Genomic DNA, 14,581 nt, shown 5'->3' with positions numbered 1-14,581 from the left:
GTGGGGGAGTGGGAGGCGATCGAGGAGGCTTATGCGCGGGTGGGGTGTCCGGTGCAGGTGGAGTTGTCGCAGTTGGGGGAACCGCGTATCGCGGAGGAGCTGACGGGGCGGGGGTATCGGTTGATGTCGTTCGAGAATGTGCTGGGAATGCCGTTGGACGGCGGCGGGTGGGTGGCGCCGGACGGGGTGGAGGTGCGACTGGATGCCGGGGACGATCTCGGGCCGTGGCTCGATGTGGTCGTCGACGGGTTCGCCCATCCCGATGACGGTCCGACGCATGAGGAATTCCCGCGCGAAGCCATCGCGGAAGTGATGCGAAATATGGCCTCGGCCAACGAGACTCGTCGCTACATCGCCTACCGTGACGGTGTGGCGGCCGGTGGCGCGAGTATGCGCACCGATGGTGGGATCGCCGCACTCGCGGGCGCGGCCACCCTCCCTACGCATCGCCGACGAGGGGTTCAGACCGCGCTGCTCACCGCACGTCTCATCGACGCGGCTGAAGCCGGATGTGACCTGGCGACTGTCACCACCGCGCCCGGCTCCAAGTCGCAACAGAACGCCCAAGGCCGAGGATTCTCCCTCCTCTACACTCGCGCAATCCTGGTGAAAGAGCTCTGAGTACCCGGGCAGCTTCGTCCTGGCCCGGGGGCCCCAGGGTGCGCCGGGCCGCGTCCGCACGTGTCGGATTCGGCCTACCGGACGGTGCACGTGACCCCGCCGGGGCCTCGCTGAACGGTCGCGGTCAGAGTGCGGCGAGGGCTTGGGCGACGCGGGTCGCCCGCTCTTGCGGCGTAGCGGCCTTGAGGATCGGTAGGAACAGTCGGTACCGATCCGAACGGCTGAGCGTCGCGTAAGCCGATGCCGCGCTCGGTGATTCGGCAAGGGCGGCAGCCAGCTCCGCAGGCGTCTCGGCGGTGCGCTGCCGTTCGTAGGCCCCCGCCCACCGACCGTCGGCAACGGCCTCCTCGATCGCCGCGAACCCGGCAGCCCGCATCCGGCCTGCCGCGATCAACGCCTCGGCCTTGGCGACATTGACCTGCGACCAAGGACTGCGGGCCCGTCGCGGCGAGTACCGCTGCAGGTAGTGATGCGCGTCGAGGGAACGCCGGTGACTGTCGATCCAGCCGTAGCAGAGCGCGCCGTCGAGCGTCTCGGTGATCGTCACCGAGGGCTCCGGCGCGCCCTTCTTCGCGATCCGCACCCACACCTCGTCGACCGAGGCGTGGTTCGCGGCCAGCCACGATTCCCATTCGGCGGAGTCGGCGCAGGTGATGAATTCGATGCTCGCGGTCATGAGAACCATCCTGCCCGCCAAAGTGCTCACCGAATGAGCAGTTTCTCGCCGATTTCCGCAGCGTCTACGTGGCGGCCAGAGCGGCCAGCAAGGTGTGGGCGCCCTGTTTGGCCTGCTCGGTGCGCTCGGGCTGGTCCACACCTTGGAGGTGAAAAGCCCAGTGCGCTTCGAAGAGGCACGCCAGGGCGTACGCGGTGGCGGCCACCCGTTCCGGTGCGGCCGCCGGGTACGCGGCGGCCAGCTGCTGCTCGAGTCCGGGTAACCAGCGCTCCGCCCAGAGATCCGTGAGCCGTTGCCGCACAACAGGTTCCCGCGCAGCGAGCGCGACCAGTTCGCACCACACGACCAGGTCGTCGCGACTCGCATAAGCGCCCGGCTCGAACATTCGTGCCACGCGTTCCTCGATCGGCGAATCGGCGCCGATCCGCAGCAGGGTGTCGCCGTATTCCGCCACCGCGCCGGCGATGAACGCCTGCATGAGACCGTCCCGGTTGCCGAAGTAGTGCAACACCAGGGTGCGTTGCACGCCTGCCGCCGTCGCGACCCGTGACAGCGTCGTATTCGCGAACCCCTCGACGGCTACCACCGAGCGTGCCGCCCGCAGGATCTGCGCGATCCGCTCGGGGGCCTTGCTGGGCCGGCCGATTTTATTTACTGTCATGACAGTCAATATATTCGAAGGGGAGGCAGTGATGCGAGTTCTGGCACTGGGTGGGGCAGGGGAAATGGGGCGTGTCGCGGCGCGCGTCCTGCGCGGCGACGACAGGGTCACCGCGTTGACGATCGCCGACCGGAACGAACAGGCGGCGCGCCAGGTCGCCGGGGAATTGGGTGCCGAAGCACGAGCACTCGACGTCACCGACGGTCCGTCACTCGCCGCGGCACTGCGCGAGACCGACCTCGTGGTGAACACCGTCGGCCCGTACTTCCGCTTCGGCCCGCCGATCCTGGCCGCCGCCATCGCGGCGGGTTGCGACTACATCGACATCTGCGACGATCCACAACCCACCGCCGACATACTCGACCTCGACGCCGAGGCGAAAGCGGCCGGGGTGACGGCGCTGCTCGGCATGGGCGCGAGTCCGGGTGTGGCGAACCTGCTCGCGGTCCGGGCGGGCGCCGAGCTCGATCGGGTCGACTCCCTGGTGACGGGCTGGAACATCCACTCGGCCCACACCGAGGAAAGCGCCGCGGCGACCGCCGCCGTCGTGCACGGCATGCGCCAGATCAGCGGGAACATCCCGGTCACCAGGGCCGGAATACGCGTCGAACGCCCTGCACTGGAACGGTTTCGGCTCGAATACCCGGGACTCGGCACCGGTGAGGGCCGCAGCTTCGGTCACCCGGAGGCGATCACCTTGCCGCTGGCTTTCCCCGGCGTCAGGGACGCGACCTCGGTGGTCGTCGCCGATCGTCCGACCTCGGCCGCGCTACTGGCACTGCGCTGGGCGATGAACCGCCGCCTGCTGACCGTCGATCGCGCTGCGGTCCTGGCTGCCCGCCTCGAACGCCTGCTCCCGGCCGACCCGGCAACCCTCGTCGCGGCCGGTGGCCTGCCGCCGCTGTTCGCCATCGCCGAGGGGGAACGGCACGGCTCGCCTGCGCGGGTGGCCACGGCGCTGTGTCAGGTCCCCGGTTTGTCGATGGCCGACAACACCGGCGTCCCGTTGGCTGTCGGCGCGTTGCTGCTGGCCGCGAACCCATGTCCAGGGGTCCACGCACCTGAAACGCTGCTCGACCCGGACCAGTTCTTCGAAGCCTTCGCGTCCCACTGCCTCGGCGCACCGGACCCCGCGGCGATGACGATCACCACCCGAAGCTGGGCCACCCCCGACAGCAACGCCGCGGCGCTGTCGTCCGCCCTGCTGACAGCCCTCATCGCGGCACGCTGAGCCCGCGACGCACTACGTCGGCACGCCCGATCCGCCACGATGAGTTTCACAACGACAAGCTGGGCTGTGCCCGAAGCCAACGACGAGGCTTGTCGTCCGCCCTGCTGACCGCCCTGATCGCGGCTGAGCCCACAACCGGGCGTCAGCGCTCGTGCACGTCGGCGATGCGTGCTCACTCGAGCACCGGCGCCACTTACAACCAGGTGTCGAGGCTGGTGGTGGTGAGGAAGTGGTCCAGGTCGGCGCGCCAGGGGGCGGGGGTGGTCTTGTCCGGTTCGATGCCGGTGTACTGGCCCCGGTAGAACAGCAGCGGGCGACCATTGGTCGTCGTCTCCGATTCCGCCAGCGCCTGGACTCGTCCGATGACGATGAAGTGGTCACCACCGTCGACCACCGAATCCACCGTGCATTCGATCGTGGCCAGCGAATCGTCGAGTACGGGCACACCCAGATCCGAGGTGTGCCAGGGGACTCCGGCGAACTTGTCGGGTTCGCGGGAGCCGAAGCGGGCACATGTCGGCTGCTGTTCCTCGGCGAGCACGTTCACACAGAACTTGCCCGCCGCCTCGATCGCCGCCCACGAGCGCGACCCCTTGGTGGGGCAGAACAGCACGAGCGGCGGATCGAGGGAGAGGGCGGCGAAGGACTGACAGGCGAACCCGATCGGCGCACCGTCGGGGTCGAGCGCGGTGATCACGGTGATGCCGGTGCAGAACTGCCCGAGCACATTACGGAATTGCCGGCCGTCGATCGCCGGTGTCTGTTCGGTCATGTCCCTCGCCGCCATTCCCTATTGCTGCTTGAATCCGACGGTGAAGTCGTGACCCCAGAGGCTGACCGCGGTGGATTCGCGGGCCGTCCAGTTGTCGTCGTCGACTTCCAGTCCCTCACAACCGAATTCGATATCGAAGCCGCCCGGCGTCTTCATGTAGAACGACAGCATCTTGTCGTTGATGTGCCTGCCGAGGGTGGCCGACATCTTCACCTTCTTGCGCAGGGCGCGATCCAGGCACAGGCCGACATCGTCGGAGTTCTCCACCTCGACCATCAGGTGCACGATGCCGGTGGGGTTCGGCAGAGGCAGGAACGCCAGCGCGTGGTGGCGCGGGTTGCAGCCGTAGAAGCGCAGCCAGGCGGGGTCGCCGTCGGCGGGACGGCCGACCATCTGCGGTGGCAGCCGCATGGAGTCGCGCAGGCGGAAGCCCAGCACATCTTGGTAGAAGGACTGTGCCGCAGCATCATCGGTGCAGGTCAGCACTACGTGGCCGAGCCCCTGTTCGGCGGTGACGAACTTGTGGCCGTACGGGCTCACGAAGCGGCGGCCCAGGTACTGCGCGCCGTAGAACGCCTCGAGGGTGTTCCCGGACGGATCCTGGAACCGGATCATGCCCTCGACACGGCGCTCGCCCAGCTCGTCCTTGGTGCCCTCGGTGTACTCGACCCCGGCCTTGTCCAGGGTCTCCCGCAACTGCTGCAGACCACGCGCGTCGGTGACCTCCCAACCCGAGACCAGCAGCCGGTCCTGCTCACCGGGGACGATCACCAGTCGCGCGGCGAAATCGTCCATGCGCAGGTAGAGGGCGTCGGGGTTCAGCCCGGTGCCCTCCATCATGCCGAGCACCTTGAGGCCGTACTCGCGCCAGGCCGCCATGTCGGTGGCCTCGATGCGCATGTAGCCGAGTGCGCGAATACTCATCACTTGCTCCCGAGGAAATCGACTGTGAGCCGGTTGAACTCGTCGAACTTCTCCAGCTGCGCCCAGTGGCCGCAACCGCCGAACACGTGCAGCTGCACCCGGGGAATCACCTTGGTGGCTACGAGCGCGCCGTCGAGCGGGTTCACCCGATCCTCCCGGCCCCAGATCAACAGCACCGGCTGACGCAGTTTGTAGGCGTCGCGCCAGAGCATGCCCTTCTCGAAGTCGGCGCCGGCGAAGGACTTGCCCATCGCGCGCATGGCCGCCAGCGATTCGGGGGTGCTCGCCTGGGCGAACCGTTCGTCGATGAGCTCCTCGGTGACCAGCGACTGGTCGAAGACCATGATCCGCAGGAACTTCTCGAGGTTCTCCCTGGTCGGCGCGTAGCTGAACGCCGAGAGCAGCTTCACGCCCTCGGTCGGGTCGGGCGCGAACAGGTTGGTGCTCAACCCGCCCGGACCCATCAGCACGAGTTTGCCCGCGCGCGTGGGGTTGTCGAGCGCGAAGCGCACCGAGGTGCCGCCACCGAGCGAATTGCCAAGCAGGTGAACACGATCGGTGATCTCGAGGTGGTCGAGCAGCGCGAGCAACGCGGTGGACGCGTGCACGAAGTACTGCGGATGATCCACCGGCTTGTCGGACTTGCCGAAACCCGGCTGGTCCAAGGCGATCACGTGGAAGTTCTCGGCCAGCACGGGGATATTGCGGGCGAAGTTCGACCACGCCGAGGCGCCGGGTCCGCCGCCGTGCAACAGCACGATCGTCGGGCCGTTGCCGACGCCTGCCTCGTGATAGTGCAGCTTCAACGAGGGGGTGACCTGCGCGAAGCGTGAGGTCGATGCGTAGGTGATCTCAGCGGTCTGGGTCATCGGCTACACCATGGCGTCGGTGACGGGCAGCCCGAACTCGTGCGTGCCGTACATGACGTAGGCGCGCTCGGGATCGTTGGCCGCGTGGACTCGTCCGGCATGCGCGTCGCGCCAGAAGCGCTGCAGCGGAGTGCCGTTGGCCAGCGCGGTGGCACCGGAGGATTCGAAGAGCTTGTCGATCGAGGCGATCACCCGGCCGGTGGCGCGCACCTGGTCGCGCCTGGCCCGCACACGCAGGTCGAACGGCACTTCCTCGCCCGCGAGCAGCAGCGCGTACTCCTCGGCCACATTGCCCGAGAGCTGTCGCCAGGCGGCGTCGATATCGCTGGCTGCTTCGGCCACACGGACCTTGGCGAACGGGTCGTCCTTGGCGTTCTCACCCGCGTAGGCCGCGCGCACCCGCTTGCCCTGATGCTCGACGTGCGCCTCGTAGGTGCCGTAACCCATGCCGACGATCGGGGTGGAGATGGTGGTGGGATGGATTGTGCCCCACGGCATCTTGTACACCGGATCGGGATTCTGCGCCAGGCCGGGCGAGCGGCCCTCGCTCATCGCACGGAAGCTGAGGAAGCGGTGCGTCGGCACGAAGACGTCTTCCACCACAACGGTATTGGAACCGGTGCCGCGCAGGCCGACCACATTCCACACGTCGTCGATGCGGTACTCCGAGCGCGGAATCAGGAAGCTGCCGAAGTCGACCGGCTTCCCGTTCTTGATGACGGGTCCACCGAGCACTGCCCAGGTCGCGTGATCGGAGCCCGAGGACCACGCCCACGAACCGCGCACGATGTACCCGCCGTCGACCGCCTGGCCCATGCCCATGGGGGCGTACGACGAGGAGATCCGCACGTCGGTGTCCTCACCCCACACCTCTTCCTGGGCGGCCTGGTCGAACAGTGCGAGGTGCCAGTTGTGCACGCCGATGATGCCTGCCACCCAGCCCGTCGACCCACAGGCGCTGGCGATGCGGCGCACGGAGTCGTAGAAGACCACCGGGTCGGCGGCATGCCCGCCCCACTGCTTGGGTTGCAGCAGCCGGAAGAACCCGGTCTCCTGCAGTGCCTTCATGGATTCGTCGGGTATGCGGCGCAGGTCTTCGGCCTCCTGCGCGCGTTCGCGCAGCGTCGGCAGCAGCGCCTCGACCCGTTCGGTCACTTCTTGCGTCATTTCGCCAGCCCGTTCCTGCCCTGTCGGAATCGACAAACTGTTCTCGTTCGTCTCTGAGACTAGAACAGGTTCCCATTCCTGTCGAGAAGGGAATAACGCGGACAGCTAGCGTGAACCGGCCGTATTTTGTAACGTGTTCTAGTGAAGAAGGAGGGTTCGGGATGGCAGTCAACCCCAAGGTGAGAGAACTCGATGTCGGTACCACGCCGACCAGGTTCGCGCGCGGCTGGCACTGCGTCGGTCTCGCGAAGACGTTCCGCGACGGTAAACCGCACGCGGTCGAGATCTTCGGAACCAAACTCGTGATCTGGGCCGATACGTCCGACCAGCTCCGCGTGCTCGACGCCTACTGCAGGCATATGGGCGGCGACCTGAGCATGGGCTCGGTGAAGGGCGACGACATCGCCTGCCCATTCCACGACTGGCGCTGGGGGGCGAGCGGCAAGTGCACCGCGATCCCCTACGGGCGCCGGGTGCCGCCGCTGGCGCGCACCCGCAAGTGGACGACGCTGGAACGCAACGGTCAGCTGTTCGTCTGGCACGACCACGAGGGCAACGAACCGCCGCCCGAGGTCACGATCCCGCACATCGAGGGGGTGTACACCGACGCGGACGGCAACCCGAGCGAAACCCACGACAGCGGCTGGACCGACTGGACGTGGAACTCGCTGCTGATCGAGGGTGCGAATTGCCGCGAGATCATCGACAACGTCGTGGACATGGCGCACTTCTTCTACATCCACTACGCCTTCCCGACGTACTTCAAGAACGTCTTCGAAGGCCATGTGGCGACCCAGTTCCTGGAGACCAAGGGCCGCCCGGATATCGGCATGGCGGCCAAGCACGGTGGTGAGACGCTGCTCAAGTCGGAGGCGTCGTACTTCGGTCCGTCCTACATGATCAACCCGCTGATCAACATCTACAGCGGGTACGAGATGAAGGTCGTGCTGATCAACTGCCACTACCCGGTCACCCAGGACTCGTTCGTGCTGCAGTGGGGCCTGACCGTCGAGAAGCCCAAGGGCATCGATGACGAGACCGCGACCAAGCTGGCCAACACGATGACCACGTTCTTCGGCGACGGCTTCCTGCAGGACGTGGAGATCTGGAAGCACAAGTCCAAGGTCGAGAACCCGCTGCTGTGCGAGGAGGACGGGCCGGTCTACCAGCTGCGACGCTGGTACGACCAGTTCTACGTGGACATCGCCGATGTCACCGAGAAGATGACCCAGCGCTTCGAGTTCGAGGTCGACACGACCAAGGCGAACGAGGCCTGGGAGGCCGAGGTCGCCGAGAACCTGCGGCGCAAGGCCGAGGAAGCGGGCGTGTGACATGGCCGCCAGCTGGGCCAAAGCACCGGATTTCGCCGATCAGCCCGCCCGCCGGGCGGCGGTGCGGGCCCAGACCGCCCTCGACCAGCAACGGTATCTCGACGAAGGTCTGACGCCCCTGCGGTGTCAGGCGTGCAGCACGGAGGTGCTGGTGCGCAAGGCAAGTGCGCACCAGACCTCGGTGCAGTGGACCGAACGGCCCGAAACGCGCTGTCCGGTCTTCGCCGAGCTGAGTTCCCACGGTGCCCGGCCGGGTCGGCCGGACACCTGTCCGTCGCTGCAGAAGACGATCGAATGGGCGGTCGACGAGGGCGTGCTCGAGGTCCCCGACAACCCGTCCTAGCCGCTACGCCGCCCCGATGGTCGCGGGGCGGCGGGCGGTTCCGAACAGTTCCGCGGTGGCGTGTGCCCGCTTGAAGTACAGGTGGGCGTCGTGTTCCCAGGTGATGGCGATACCGCCGTGCAACTGGATGGTCTCGGCGGCCACCGCGTTGAACGCTTCGGTGCAGTGGGTGCGGGCAACCCACACGTCCTCGGCGGCCGAATCGCTGCCCGCCGCCAGCGACTGGGCGGCCAGCAGCGCGGCCGATTCCGCCGATTCGACGAGCACGTACATATCGGCCATGCGGTGCTTGAGTGCCTGGAAGCTGCCGATCGGCCTGCCGAACTGCACTCGCGCGCTGGTGTATTCGACCGTCATCTCGAGGCAGCGTCGTGCGGCGCCGACCTGTTCGGCGGCCAGCGCCGCCCACGCGATGTCACGCAGCCGGCTGCCCGGGTCGCCGAGCCTGGTCGCCGGGGTTTCGGTGAAGGTGATGCTCGCGAGGGTGCGGGTGTGGTCGAGTCCCGGTGTCGGCGTCACAGTGACACCTGCCGCGGTAGGCGAGGTTTCGAACAATCCGTCGTCGGTGAGTACGAGCAGGACGTCCGCCTGGGCGCCGTGCAGCACGTAATGCGCTGTCCCGCTGAGTGATCCGCCTTCCGAGCGAACGCCGTATTCATCCCAACCCTGGGAATCCGCCCAGCACAGCGCGGCCGTGCGAGAGCCTTCGGCAAGGTCGGGGAGCAGCCGCTCGCAAGCCTGTTCATCGCCGGCCAGCAGGACGGCTTGGACGCCGAGTACGGCCGAACCGAGCATCGGCACGCCGCTCAGCACCCGGCCCAATTCGCCGACGACCATGAGCGATTCGACGAGACTCGCGCCGACGCCGCCCCACTGCTCCGGCACCGCGAGGGCCGCGACTCCCACCTGCTCGCACAGCAGCTGCCACAACTTGGGGTCGTACCCGAGGTCGCTGTCCATCGCCGCGCGAAGGGCTTCCGGAGTCGCGTGCTTGGCCAGCAGTGCCCGCACCGACGAGCGGAATTCGAGCAGTTCATTCGATGACATGGGTTTCCTCGGTGCGTAGGGCGGTGGCGATCCGCGCTCGGTGGAAGTCGGCGGTCCCCCAGGCGGTGCGCAGAGCGGCGACCCGGGTGAGCCACAGCGAGAGGTCGCATTCGGCGGTGTAACCGATCGCGCCATGGACCTGCAGGCCGGCCCGTGACGCGCGGTGGGCCGCATCGCCGCAGGCCACGAGGGCTGCCGATACATCGCGCGCGCGATCGGGGGAGTCGAGGGTAAGGGCGGCGCGGTACAGCAGCGGCTCGGCCAGATCGAGCGCGATCCGTATATCGGCGAGCTGCTGCTTCACCGCTTGGAATTCACCGATGACGCGGCCGAACTGCTTGCGCTGCTTGGCATAGGCGGTCGTCTGATCGAGGATGGCGCGACCCGCTCCTAGTAGCTGTGCCGCGCAGGCGAGCACACCCATATCGAAGGCGAAGTCGACGGCATCGGAATCCTCGGCCACCACCTCGTCGGCGGACACTCCGAACAGCTTGCGGGCCGGATCGATCGACGCGATCGCCGCCGTGGTCTCGAACCGGCGCGCACCAGGGACATCGGCGCCGACATCCGCGGTCGCGTCGGATTCGCCGGTCCCGGGCCGCGATCGGTCGGCGGTAGCGGCGCCGAGGCCTGGCTGACCTGTGGAGACCTGTGCACTACCGGCCACCAGGACGAATTCAGCGGCATCCGCGTCGAGCGCGACGGTGCGGCCGCCGTGCTCGAAGGCGATGGTGCCGAGCAGTTCACCAGTCGCCACCCCCGACAGCCAGCGCTCGGCGGCGGCCGGGAGGTGTTGCAGCAGAGCGGGAATCACGGCGGCCGATTCGATCACCGGACCAGGTACGGCCGCGCGCCCGAGTTCGATCAGTGCCACCGCCAGGTCGACCGGCGTGGCATCCGCGCCGTCGTGTTCCTCGTCGACGATAAGCCCGAAGACACCCATGTCGGCGACCTGCCGCAGGATCGCGCGGCCACGGGCGGTGTCGCCCTCGGACCAGGCGCGCACGGCGGCAGGCACCTGCCCCGCATCCAGGATCTTGCGCAGCTCCGCGGCGAAGTCGAGCTGCTCGGTACTGAGGGCGAATCTCATCGCACACCTCCTGTTGTCGGGTGGTCGATTCGACTCACATCGTTCGACGTCCGGGTCGTGGGCCCAGTGGTCGCGGCGAGAGGGGTCCGGCCGACGTCGGGGACCTCGCGCCGGTGGGTGGAGAAGTTGAGCTGTGTCCGAGCATCCGGGAGGTCGATCGCAGAGCCGGGGGCGCCGCCGAGCTCGTCGCGGGCGGCGCGCACCTCACCTGTGCGCTGCTCGAGATGCAGCAGGAAGCGGGTGTTCATCGCTTGCTCTCCCGTGGCAGGCCGAGGAGGCGTTCGGCGATGATGTTGCGCTGGATCTCGTTGGTGCCCGCGTAGATCGGGCCCGCGAGGGAGAACAGGTAGCCGTCGGTCCACGAACTGCGCTGCTCGGCGGCCGGTCCGAGCAGGTCGAGGCCCGTTTCGTGCATGGCGATGTCGAGGTCGGACCAGAACACCTTGGTGATCGAGGATTCCGCGCCGAGCTGGCCGCCGTCCTGCAGGCGGGTGACAGTTCCGAAAGTGTGCAGTCGGTATGCCTCGGCCCCGAGCCAGGCGTCGACCACCGCGTTGCGGGCGGCGGTGTCGGTGGGATCAGAGGTCTGCTTCCACAGATCGATCAGGCGTTGCGCGGTGGCGCTGAATCGGCCGGGGCTGCGCAGCGAGAGGCCGCGCTCGTTGCTCGAGGTGGCCATCGCCACCCGCCAGCCCTCGTTGGGTGCGCCGATCACGTCGTGGTCGGGGACGAACACGTCGTCGAGAAAGATCTCGGCGAAGCCGGGTTCGCCGTCGAGCTGGGGGATCGGGCGCACGCTCACGCCCTCGGCCGTCAGCGGGAACATCACATAGGTCAGCCCGTGATGACGCTGCGCCTCGGGATCGCTGCGGAACAGGCCGAAAGCCCAATCCGCGTAGGACGCACGGGAACTCCACGTCTTCTGACCGTTGAGCACCCACCCGCCCTCGGTGCGCCGGGCGGTCGAGCGCAGGCCCGCGAGGTCGCTACCCGCCTCCGGCTCCGACCAGGCCTGCGCCCAGATGTCCTCGCCGCGAGCCATTCTCGGCAGGATCCGGGCCAGCTGCTCCTCGGTGCCGTGCTCGAACAGTGTCGGCGCCAGCAGGAAAATGCCGTTCTGGGCCACCCGGCCCGGCGCGCCCGCCGCGTAGTACTCCTGCTCGAACAAAACCCATTCGAGAATGGAGGCGTCGCGCCCACCGTATTCACGCGGCCACGACACCGCCGAGAGCCGAGCCTCGGCCAGCGTCGCCTCCCATTCTCGATGGGCGGCAAAGCCTTCCGCGGTGTCCATGGACGGCAGCGGTTCGCGCGGCACATGGGTGGCGAGGAATTCGCGCACCTCGAGCTGGAACTGTGTGGCTGCCTCGTCGATCTCGAGATCCATCTACTTCGACCCGTTCTGTTCGGCCGCGGCGGTCTTCATCGTCTTGGCGTTCATCCCGCCCAGCGAATCGGCGCCGACCTCGGCATTGTGCGCGTGCGCGAAATGATGCAGTCCGAAGACCGAGTCCATGCCCGAGCGCATCCCCATCAGGTCCTCGGCCTGGTTCACCGCCTTCTTGGTGAGCGCGAGCCCGAACTGCGGCATGGTGGCGATCTTCTCGGCGAGCGCGATGGTCTCGGCTTCCAGCTCCGCGCGCGGCACGACCCGGTTCACCATGCCCCACTTCTCGGCCTGCGCGGCCCCGAACCGGTCACCGGTGAACAGGAACTCCTTGGCCGCGCGCGGGCCCATCACCCACGGATGCGCGAAGTACTCCACACCCGGAATGCCCATGCGCACAACGGGATCGGAGAAGAAGGCGTCGTCGGAACAGACGATCAGATCGCACACCCAGGCCAGCATCAGCCCACCGGCGATGCACGCGCCCTGCACCATCGCGATCGTCGGCTTGGGGATCTCGCGCCAGCGCCTGCACATGCCGAGATACACCTCGGTCTCGCGGGCGAATCGCTGGTCGCCACCGGTGCGGTCGACGTGGTCCCACCACAGCGCGGCTTTGTTCTCGTAGTGCGCGTCGTGGTCGCGGCCCGGTGTGCCGATGTCGTGCCCGGCGCTGAAGTGTTTTCCGTTGCCCGCGAGCACGATCACCTTCACCGCGGCGTCCTCGACCGCGCGCACGAACGCGGCGTCGAGGGCGTAGGTCATCTTCGAGTTCTGCGCGTTGCGGAAATCGGGCCGGTTCATGGTGATGACGGCCACCGGTCCGCGCACCTCATAGGTGACGACCTCGGTTTCGGAACTCACGACTTCTCCTCACGTAGCTCGCGCTTGAGCACCTTGCCCGCCGCGCTGTAGGGCAGCCGGTCGCGGAACTCGACGAACCGGGGCACCTTGAAATTCGCCAGATGGGCGCTCGCATGGGCGATCACGTCGTCGGCGGTCAGGTTCGTGTCCGGCTTGCGGACGACGAACGCCATGCCGACCTCGCCCATCCGCTCGTCGGGCACCCCGATCACCGCGGACTCGGCGACACCGTCGAGGCGGGCGAGGGTCTGCTCGATCTCGGCGGGATAGACGTTGAATCCGCCGGTGATGTACATGTCCTTGAGCCGGTCGGTGATCTTGAGGTAGCCGCGTTCGTCGACCACGCCGATGTCGCCGGTGTGCAGCCAGCCGTCGGTGTCGATCGCCTCGGCGGTGGCCTCGGGATCGTCGAGGTAGCCGAGCATCACGTTGGGGCCGCGCAGCAGCACTTCACCGTTGTCGGCCAGGCGCAGTTCGAAGCCGGCGATGGGCTTGCCGCAGGTATTGGCGATGGTCTCGGCGTCGTCGTCGGGGTCGCACATGGTGCCGAAACCGGCGGTCTCCGACAGGCCGTAGGCGGTAATGACCACCTCGAAGTCGAGGTCGTCGCGCATCCGCTCGATCAGCACCACCGGCACGGTCGCCGCGCCGGTCACCGCGACGCGCAGCGAAGAGAGGTCACGCTCGCCGCGCTCGGGGTGATCGAGGATGGTCTGGTAGATCGTCGGCGGTCCGGTGAGCACGGTGATCCGCTCGGACTCGACCAGGCGCAGCGCGGCCGGGACATCGAATGTCGCCTGCGGGACGATCGTTGCCCCGGTGACCAGGCACGCCAGGATGCCCGCCTTGTAACCGAAGTTGTGGAAGAAGGGTGGGATCACCAGGTAGCGGTCGCCCGCGCGCACGGTCGAGCAGGCGCACCAGGCACGCACCACATCCAGGGCCTGCCGGTGGGCGACCAGGGTGCCTTTGCTGCGGCCGGTGGTGCCCGAGGTGAAGAGGATGTCGGAAATGTCGTCGGGGGAGACCTGCGTCGCCCGTGCCTCGCCGTCGGCCTCGGTGACCCGCTCGGCCTCGGCGAGGAAATCGTCCCAGGTGAGCGAGCCGGTCCCGGTGGCCGCGCCCGGCTCGACCGGGATGACGACAACCGTTCCGATGGTCGATTCCGGTGCTTCGGCGAGCAGTTCGGCCACCCGGTCGCGACCGAGGAACGGCCCGGCGACGAACAGCGCCTTCGCATCGACCCGGTTCAGCACGTCGACCGCCTCGGCCGCCACGTACCGGGTGTTCAGCGGCACGAGCGCGGCACCGGCCGAATGCGCGGCCAGTGCGGCCACCACCCAGTGATGGGTATTCGGTGCCCACATGGCGACCCGGTCGCCTGGTTCGATGCCGCGGGCGATGAGCGCGCGCGCCGCGATCCGCACCTGGTCGAGCAGTTGCGCCCACGTCAGGCGGGTTTCGCCGTCGACGATGGCAGGCTCGTGCGGATACGCCGCGGCGGTCTGGCGCAGCGCCTGCGGGGTGGTCTGTGCAGCGGGTGTCACGGGGTCCTCACCGTTGTGCGGTTCGCTGTTCTTCACGAAGCAGCTAACAAA

16 protein-coding genes are annotated in these 14,581 nt (G+C 67.8%); 4 read left to right on the top strand and 12 right to left on the bottom strand.

Annotated elements, in window-relative coordinates; genetic code table 11:
* On the top strand, positions 1 to 621 hold a 621-nt coding region (locus HYG95_RS23250), incomplete at its 5' end, for a GNAT family N-acetyltransferase (protein WP_181701049.1).
* Positions 622 to 745: 124 nt separating this feature from the next.
* On the opposite strand, the gene HYG95_RS23245 is transcribed toward HYG95_RS23250, so the two are convergent.
* Positions 746 to 1,297, bottom strand: coding sequence for a YdeI family protein (locus tag HYG95_RS23245; RefSeq protein ID WP_181701048.1), 552 nt, complete (start codon positions 1,295 to 1,297; stop codon positions 746 to 748).
* Between the two features lie 64 nt (positions 1,298 to 1,361).
* On the bottom strand, positions 1,362 to 1,958 hold the full coding sequence (locus tag HYG95_RS23240; RefSeq protein ID WP_181701047.1) for a TetR/AcrR family transcriptional regulator: 597 nt from the start codon (positions 1,956 to 1,958) through the stop codon (positions 1,362 to 1,364).
* Positions 1,959 to 1,989: 31 nt separating this feature from the next.
* On the opposite strand from HYG95_RS23240, the gene HYG95_RS23235 reads away from it, so the two are divergent.
* Entirely contained in the window at positions 1,990 to 3,189 is a 1,200-nt protein-coding gene (locus HYG95_RS23235) for a saccharopine dehydrogenase family protein (RefSeq protein WP_181701046.1), read from the top strand.
* Between the two features lie 193 nt (positions 3,190 to 3,382).
* Here the strand turns inward: HYG95_RS23235 and hsaB are convergent, their stop codons facing one another.
* From hsaB to hsaA, 4 genes are read right to left on the bottom strand one after another with little or no spacing between them, the layout of a single operon-like run.
* Positions 3,383 to 3,961, bottom strand: a complete 579-nt coding sequence (gene hsaB, locus HYG95_RS23230; protein ID WP_181701045.1) for a 3-hydroxy-9,10-secoandrosta-1,3,5(10)-triene-9,17-dione monooxygenase reductase subunit — start codon at positions 3,959 to 3,961, stop codon at positions 3,383 to 3,385.
* 18 nt (positions 3,962 to 3,979) lie between these two features.
* On the bottom strand, positions 3,980 to 4,888 hold the full coding sequence (hsaC, locus tag HYG95_RS23225) for an iron-dependent extradiol dioxygenase HsaC (protein ID WP_370465896.1): 909 nt from the start codon (positions 4,886 to 4,888) through the stop codon (positions 3,980 to 3,982).
* Positions 4,885 to 5,754, bottom strand: coding sequence for a 4,5:9,10-diseco-3-hydroxy-5,9,17-trioxoandrosta-1(10),2-diene-4-oate hydrolase (gene hsaD / locus HYG95_RS23220; protein ID WP_181701042.1), 870 nt, complete (start codon positions 5,752 to 5,754; stop codon positions 4,885 to 4,887). Before hsaD ends, hsaC begins: the two co-directional genes overlap by 4 nt.
* Positions 5,755 to 5,757: 3 nt before the next feature.
* On the bottom strand, positions 5,758 to 6,921 hold the full coding sequence (gene hsaA, locus HYG95_RS23215; RefSeq protein WP_181701041.1) for a 3-hydroxy-9,10-secoandrosta-1,3,5(10)-triene-9,17-dione monooxygenase oxygenase subunit: 1,164 nt from the start codon (positions 6,919 to 6,921) through the stop codon (positions 5,758 to 5,760).
* A 161-nt stretch (positions 6,922 to 7,082) separates the two neighbouring features.
* Between hsaA and HYG95_RS23210 the strand changes: the two genes are divergently transcribed.
* Together HYG95_RS23210 and HYG95_RS23205 are read left to right on the top strand one after the other, a co-directional pair.
* On the top strand, positions 7,083 to 8,252 hold the full coding sequence (locus tag HYG95_RS23210; protein ID WP_067640650.1) for a Rieske 2Fe-2S domain-containing protein: 1,170 nt from the start codon (positions 7,083 to 7,085) through the stop codon (positions 8,250 to 8,252).
* Between the two features lies 1 nt (position 8,253).
* Positions 8,254 to 8,595 carry a hypothetical protein gene (locus HYG95_RS23205; protein WP_181701039.1) on the top strand — a complete coding sequence of 114 codons (342 nt, stop codon included), beginning with the start codon at positions 8,254 to 8,256 and terminating at the stop codon, positions 8,593 to 8,595.
* A gap of 3 nt (positions 8,596 to 8,598) precedes the next feature.
* Here HYG95_RS23205 and HYG95_RS23200 read toward each other — a convergent pair whose 3' ends face one another.
* Genes HYG95_RS23200 through HYG95_RS23175 form a run of 6 tightly spaced genes read right to left on the bottom strand, consistent with a single transcriptional unit; the run spans position 8,599 to position 14,530 of the window.
* Positions 8,599 to 9,642 (bottom strand): acyl-CoA dehydrogenase family protein, encoded by a 1,044-nt coding sequence (locus HYG95_RS23200; RefSeq protein ID WP_181701037.1) that lies wholly within the window; start codon positions 9,640 to 9,642, stop codon positions 8,599 to 8,601.
* Positions 9,629 to 10,732, bottom strand: coding sequence for an acyl-CoA dehydrogenase family protein (locus HYG95_RS23195; RefSeq protein ID WP_181701036.1), 1,104 nt, complete (start codon positions 10,730 to 10,732; stop codon positions 9,629 to 9,631). Before HYG95_RS23195 ends, HYG95_RS23200 begins: the two co-directional genes overlap by 14 nt.
* Complete coding sequence (locus tag HYG95_RS23190; protein WP_181701034.1) at positions 10,729 to 10,980, bottom strand: hypothetical protein; 252 nt, start codon at positions 10,978 to 10,980, stop codon at positions 10,729 to 10,731. The genes HYG95_RS23195 and HYG95_RS23190 overlap by 4 nt, the downstream gene beginning before the upstream one ends.
* Positions 10,977 to 12,119, bottom strand: coding sequence for an acyl-CoA dehydrogenase family protein (locus HYG95_RS23185; RefSeq protein ID WP_181701032.1), 1,143 nt, complete (start codon positions 12,117 to 12,119; stop codon positions 10,977 to 10,979). The genes HYG95_RS23190 and HYG95_RS23185 overlap by 4 nt, the downstream gene beginning before the upstream one ends.
* Complete coding sequence (locus tag HYG95_RS23180) at positions 12,120 to 12,983, bottom strand: enoyl-CoA hydratase (protein ID WP_181701031.1); 864 nt, start codon at positions 12,981 to 12,983, stop codon at positions 12,120 to 12,122.
* Positions 12,980 to 14,530, bottom strand: a complete 1,551-nt coding sequence (locus HYG95_RS23175) for a FadD3 family acyl-CoA ligase (protein WP_181701029.1) — start codon at positions 14,528 to 14,530, stop codon at positions 12,980 to 12,982. The genes HYG95_RS23180 and HYG95_RS23175 overlap by 4 nt, the downstream gene beginning before the upstream one ends.
* Between the last annotated feature and the right edge of the window lie 51 nt (positions 14,531 to 14,581).

Source organism: Nocardia sp. GTS18 (assembly GCF_013839555.1).
Lineage (GTDB): Bacteria > Actinomycetota > Actinomycetes > Mycobacteriales > Mycobacteriaceae > Nocardia > Nocardia rosealba.
This window is presented reverse-complemented; position numbering and strand designations above follow the sequence as displayed.

Bases quoted from the DNA above. Each gene is read 5' to 3' on its own strand.
- HYG95_RS23235 (WP_181701046.1), top strand. From the start codon at position 1,990: ATGCGAGTTCTGGCACTGGGTGGGGCAGGGGAAATGGGGCGTGTCGCG.
- HYG95_RS23185 (WP_181701032.1), bottom strand. From the start codon at position 12,119: ATGGATCTCGAGATCGACGAGGCAGCCACACAGTTCCAGCTCGAGGTG.
- HYG95_RS23195 (WP_181701036.1), bottom strand. From the start codon at position 10,732: ATGAGATTCGCCCTCAGTACCGAGCAGCTCGACTTCGCCGCGGAGCTG.
- HYG95_RS23205 (WP_181701039.1), top strand. From the start codon at position 8,254: ATGGCCGCCAGCTGGGCCAAAGCACCGGATTTCGCCGATCAGCCCGCC.
- HYG95_RS23210 (WP_067640650.1), top strand. From the start codon at position 7,083: ATGGCAGTCAACCCCAAGGTGAGAGAACTCGATGTCGGTACCACGCCG.
- HYG95_RS23245 (WP_181701048.1), bottom strand. From the start codon at position 1,297: ATGACCGCGAGCATCGAATTCATCACCTGCGCCGACTCCGCCGAATGG.
- HYG95_RS23190 (WP_181701034.1), bottom strand. From the start codon at position 10,980: ATGAACACCCGCTTCCTGCTGCATCTCGAGCAGCGCACAGGTGAGGTG.
- HYG95_RS23200 (WP_181701037.1), bottom strand. From the start codon at position 9,642: ATGTCATCGAATGAACTGCTCGAATTCCGCTCGTCGGTGCGGGCACTG.
- hsaA (WP_181701041.1), bottom strand. From the start codon at position 6,921: ATGACGCAAGAAGTGACCGAACGGGTCGAGGCGCTGCTGCCGACGCTG.
- hsaD (WP_181701042.1), bottom strand. From the start codon at position 5,754: ATGACCCAGACCGCTGAGATCACCTACGCATCGACCTCACGCTTCGCG.
- hsaB (WP_181701045.1), bottom strand. From the start codon at position 3,961: ATGACCGAACAGACACCGGCGATCGACGGCCGGCAATTCCGTAATGTG.
- HYG95_RS23240 (WP_181701047.1), bottom strand. From the start codon at position 1,958: ATGACAGTAAATAAAATCGGCCGGCCCAGCAAGGCCCCCGAGCGGATC.